The following is a 4,366-nucleotide window of genomic DNA, read 5'->3' on the forward strand; positions in this document are numbered from 1 at the left end:
TTTATAGGTTTGTAGGAACGCTTTAGGCGCGTGAGTTAGGGGGAACATCAAGGGTAGGTTTTGGGGGTATCAAGTCCCCCTACAAGGGCGATCAGATTAACCCCCGCACGCACTTAGATTACATGAGTGGTAGGGATTTGGTAAATCTCTACATCTCTCCTAGTGCTCATCTATCCCACCCCTAAACCCCCATGAATAGGGCTTACACAGGGACAGGACGCATAAGACAATAGACTGCATAAAGGGGGCTTGCGTCCCAAAGTGTTAAATCTGTCTACACTCGAGCGAACATACCAAAAAGCTAAAGAACATTTAAGCTAGGTGCATTTGTAGCGTATTTAGTTCAATATGTCAACACCGCGCCCTAACTTCTCTCTTAAAGGGTAGGTTATGTGTGAGTGGCTACAATCCCCGCCCTAGCGTGCGCTTAGGGCGTGTGTTTGCGTGTGTGCGCCCCCCTAGCTCATCTTCTCCACACGGGGCAAACTCCCCACATGTCCCCCGCGCGTTAAAATCTCTTGATAGGGGAACTCTATCCCACACCCCCCCCTTAGATTTTTTATTTAAAAGGCTTTAACCCTTTTAATTTGAGACGCGTTAATTTAAACTAGCGCTTCAATTCAGCACAAAGGCAAGATATGGATTTTGAGATACTCCTACAACGGGATCACACCTCTAAGATGGTTTGTAAACATGGCAAGATGGAGCGGGGCACGATAGGGTATTTAAGTATCTATGATGTGAACGGGGATGTGATCTATAATTGTTACACCATGGAGAATTCAGGAATGCCTACCTCTGAGTGCGGGCAAGATAAGCCCATTCTAGCGCGCACCTACTCCTTGCATTGGGCAGATAGCTCTGTCTGTGTCCCCTATGCCTATAGACAGAAAGGCAAGAATGGACGCAACCGCGCCATTTAGCTACACGATCCCAAAGACCCCCATTTTGCTAAACGCCGTATCATGATCCACATTGGGAATGACGCGATCGACAGCTTAGGCTGTATCTTGTTGGGCAAAGGTTATAACAGAGATAAGGGGGTGATCACCCAAAGCGCCATCGCTACAGAACGCTTTTATAATCTGTGTGAGCTACACGGGATCGAGCGCTTCAGCCTCGTTATTAAGGACAAGCTGCATGACCATTAACCCACTTAAAGCCAAAGCCAAATTTTGGGTAGGGCTCATCATCGCGCTCAGTCTTGTTCTCTCCGTCGCCCAGAATGTCCATTACTTCTTAAAATACAATGCCAGCTTAGAAGCGTTGTTATTAGTCTGTGCGCGCCCCATCAACATAACCCCCAATCTCCCCGTGCAAAAAGATTTAAACAACGCCCTCACCAAAGAAGAAGAGGGTAAAAGCTTGAGCAGTATTGTAGAGACCTTTTTATTTGATTTGATCAAGAAGGCACGCAGGTATGGGATCTCAGAAGAACAAGTGGTACAAGAACTCCGCCAAAAGCTCCAATAATGGATATTGCACAATTGGGGGAACTGCTCCAACTCCTGCCCATTTGGTTAATTGGGCTTTTAGCAGGTGCGCTCAATTATTTTACTAACGAGAAGCAAAGCCTCAAACAGGCGATCGGGATTGTGCTAACTAGTTCTTTTGTGTGTTCTTGCGTCTTTGCCATCTTGAGCGCGACAGATTTACCCTACCTGGCGCGGGTGGGCATGAGCGCGAGCGTGGGCTACTTTGGGATCGAGCGCGCTCTAGACATCCTTAAAAATCTGATCAATATTAAGAAGTAGAATGCCCCCCCTTAATCCTTTGATCCTCTTGACATGTCTAGGGTGGAGTGGGCTACTAGGCGCAGGGGTGTACATTCAGCATCTTCTCAAGGCAAATGCGCAACTCCAAGAGCGCTTAGCGCAAACACAAAGCCATCTACAAACCCAAAACGCCCACATTAAAGCCCTTGAGCGCGACACAAAAGCCCATCAAGCCCAAACCCCCACCCACACTAAGATTATCAAGGAGCGTTACAAAGACCCCCAAGAGGGGCGCGCCCTTAAGACTTGTCAAGAGCAATTAGAGCGTGTCGAGCAGTTGCTAGAGATCTTCAAGAAGGGCTATTAACTTATTTATCCTAAAAATTGATAGGACAATTCACGATAAGGATTGCTATGCTTTTAAATGCCGTCATAGAACAGGATCAATTTGGGTACTTTGCCTATGTCCCCTCTTTGCAGGGGTGCGTGTCGCAAGGCAAGAGTTACGAAGAAGCCTTGAAGAACATTAAAGAAGCCATTGAACTTTACTTAGAGAGTTTGGAAGCGGATGAGTTAGCTTTTATTATTAATAAAAATGCCGTTATAGCCCCTATTGAAGTCGCTTTAGATGTCTGAATTGCCTAGACTGACAGCCAAAGAAGCCGAGAGACTATTATTACAAAATGGCTTCATCCTCTCTAGACAAAAAGGTAGCCATAGAATTTATCTAAAGGGCAAGATTAGACAGGTTTTACCTTACCATTCTGGGGAAGTTTTACACCCTAAGATAGTTAAAGAAGTCATGAACAACATTCTTAAATGAAGTCTAGGGGCGCTACTTTTGCCCCTCATTAGCCAACTTTAACAACTCATCCGTGGTCATCTTGCTATAGTCATTCTCTAAAGTCTCTTGAGCTAATAAGACTTCCTTACCATACAAACTAATCTTGAGATCGCTAAACATCTTTGCCACCTTCTCAGCAGCGGCAATAATCACAGGGTTACCCTTAGCGTTGTCTAAATTGTTGCGCACCATCTTAAGCAATTCATCTTTAGCGATGATGGCGGCTAACAAAATATTTTTATTGATAAAGTGCAAGTTCATCGCCTTTAAAAGCAGTTCATCGCTAGAAGTCTCTAGAATGCATTCCATCACGATCGGATCGACTTCAATATGCTTGAGATTTTCCCGCACCACATCCTTAATCTCTTCCTTCTTGCTTCCCAAGAAGCTATGGACTTTGTGGGTTGTGAGTTGGTGGTTAATCACTTCTACCTCAAGGTCCTTAATGGCGATCTTGGGCTTCCACTTCTCCGCCTTGCGCCACCCTGCTAAAGTGCGATAAGGGATATTAGAGCGCTCGGCAAGTTCTTTTAAATTGATCTCATGGGATTCATAATAAGCGCGCAATTCCGCGCGCACTTCAGCGGTGTAATAGCGTGCCATGTCTCTCCTTTTAAGTGGGCTCAAAGGGCAAAGGATACGCGCCCTCAAAGGTACTCACACTGACATAAAAAGGCTTAGACCCCCCCACACTCTGCAAGACCAGCCGATCGGCAGGCTTCAAACTCAAGATAAAGCTTACAGACTCAGGGGGGAGGATGGGCTGATCATCGCGCGGGTACTTGGGATCGTCCCAAATCCAAACATCCTTATAAACATGATAATAGCTATTAGGGGAGGGGTATATGGTATGGCTAATCTTTTGGTCCCAATGCCCCTTCTGGTGTAAAGTGGATTTGGTGCGCCCCTTGCCCCCCCGCACTCTGAAGAGTTCCACATTATTTAAGAGCACTTGTACACTATTCCCATCTTCCCCGGTATGCCAATAGCTATCTTGTCCGTGCACATCGCTATAACCTTGCGCGTCGCTCCCAAAACCCCCCGTGATAGTGATAAAGAAGTCCACCCCATGATTTTTTCGATTGGTCCACGCCCAGTTATGCGATTCCCCATTAAATATTTGACTCATCAAAACCCCTTATCCAACGCCTTAAAAGTCTTTAAATCGATCACCCCCCCGCGCTCATTGATATAGTTCACAAGCGCCTTATGCTTGTAGTATGTCTTAAGGATATCTTGGGGCACTTCCCCCCCTAAAGCGCGTAACTCGTTCATCTGATGGAGCAGGTAGTTTAGATTAATATCTTGGGTCTGTGCCATCCTAGAAGTGTTCTCTTGGGCAGAGCGCACTTTAAACTGCACCATCTCCTTAGCGTCCTTTTGTTGTTCCAAATTGGTACGCCCATAGCCCAACGCGCGCGCCACGGCATAGGCGTAATTATGTAGGGCGTTGTCGGTTTGGGCAAGCTCGGGATCAATCCCAAAAAGCCCCCCGCTCATCTGATTTAACTTGCGCTTAAGCCCATTCCAAAACCCGCTATTATTTTGCGCCTTCTGAATAATGTTCTTGCCCAAGTCTAGCGACTTAGCGATGTCGTAGAGCTCTGCAACGGCTTTTGTGCGGTTGGTGATCTTAGCGCGCACTTCAAGCCCCCCGTTTAGCTGATCCTTCAAATCCACGCCCAAATAATTTTTAGCCAAGTACACATCAAACATCGAGAGATTTTTAGAGGCGATCTTAGCGTCCAACTCCGCAATGCCCGTTGTGGGGGTGGGGGCATTAGGGGGGTTAGAGGCTTTGGAGGGG

The 4,366-nt window shown here is 46.6% G+C and carries 10 protein-coding genes; 7 read left to right on the forward strand and 3 right to left on the reverse strand.

Going from position 1 to position 4,366, the window contains the following annotated elements; all coding sequences use genetic code 11:
* Positions 1–638: 638 nt before the first annotated feature.
* From C6G87_RS08915 to C6G87_RS08395, 7 genes are read left to right on the forward strand one after another with little or no spacing between them, the layout of a single operon-like run.
* Positions 639–923: a hypothetical protein gene (locus C6G87_RS08915; protein WP_233709086.1), complete on the forward strand. Its 285-nt coding sequence runs from the start codon at positions 639–641 to the stop codon at positions 921–923.
* Between the two features lie 42 nt (positions 924–965).
* A complete protein-coding gene (locus tag C6G87_RS08920; protein ID WP_233709087.1) occupies positions 966–1,151 on the forward strand; it encodes a DUF5675 family protein in 186 nt (61 codons plus the stop codon).
* On the forward strand, positions 1,141–1,473 hold the full coding sequence (locus C6G87_RS08375) for a hypothetical protein (RefSeq protein WP_104753029.1): 333 nt from the start codon (positions 1,141–1,143) through the stop codon (positions 1,471–1,473). Before C6G87_RS08920 ends, C6G87_RS08375 begins: the two co-directional genes overlap by 11 nt.
* On the forward strand, positions 1,473–1,754 hold the full coding sequence (locus C6G87_RS08380) for a phage holin family protein (RefSeq protein ID WP_104753030.1): 282 nt from the start codon (positions 1,473–1,475) through the stop codon (positions 1,752–1,754). Before C6G87_RS08375 ends, C6G87_RS08380 begins: the two co-directional genes overlap by 1 nt.
* A 1-nt stretch (position 1,755) precedes the next feature.
* The gene (locus C6G87_RS08385) at positions 1,756–2,082 is read left to right on the forward strand and encodes a hypothetical protein (protein WP_104753031.1); all 327 of its coding nucleotides are present in this window, start codon (positions 1,756–1,758) and stop codon (positions 2,080–2,082) included.
* Between the two features lie 47 nt (positions 2,083–2,129).
* A complete protein-coding gene (locus C6G87_RS08390; RefSeq protein WP_104753032.1) occupies positions 2,130–2,351 on the forward strand; it encodes a type II toxin-antitoxin system HicB family antitoxin in 222 nt (73 codons plus the stop codon).
* Positions 2,344–2,538, forward strand: a complete 195-nt coding sequence (locus C6G87_RS08395) for a type II toxin-antitoxin system HicA family toxin (RefSeq protein ID WP_104753033.1) — start codon at positions 2,344–2,346, stop codon at positions 2,536–2,538. The genes C6G87_RS08390 and C6G87_RS08395 overlap by 8 nt, the downstream gene beginning before the upstream one ends.
* Before the next feature lie 12 nt (positions 2,539–2,550).
* Here C6G87_RS08395 and C6G87_RS08400 read toward each other — a convergent pair whose 3' ends face one another.
* The 3 genes from C6G87_RS08400 to C6G87_RS08410 all read right to left on the reverse strand — a co-directional run.
* The gene (locus C6G87_RS08400; RefSeq protein WP_233709088.1) at positions 2,551–3,162 is read right to left on the reverse strand and encodes a hypothetical protein; all 612 of its coding nucleotides are present in this window, start codon (positions 3,160–3,162) and stop codon (positions 2,551–2,553) included.
* Positions 3,163–3,172: 10 nt separating this feature from the next.
* Positions 3,173–3,688 (reverse strand): hypothetical protein, encoded by a 516-nt coding sequence (locus C6G87_RS08405; protein ID WP_104753034.1) that lies wholly within the window; start codon positions 3,686–3,688, stop codon positions 3,173–3,175.
* Positions 3,688–4,366, reverse strand: a 679-nt coding sequence (locus C6G87_RS08410; RefSeq protein WP_104753035.1) for a hypothetical protein, incomplete at its 5' end; no start/stop codon positions are given. The genes C6G87_RS08405 and C6G87_RS08410, both read right to left, overlap by 1 nt.

The sequence above is a fragment of the Helicobacter baculiformis genome (assembly GCF_900197685.1).
Taxonomy (GTDB): domain Bacteria; phylum Campylobacterota; class Campylobacteria; order Campylobacterales; family Helicobacteraceae; genus Helicobacter; species Helicobacter baculiformis.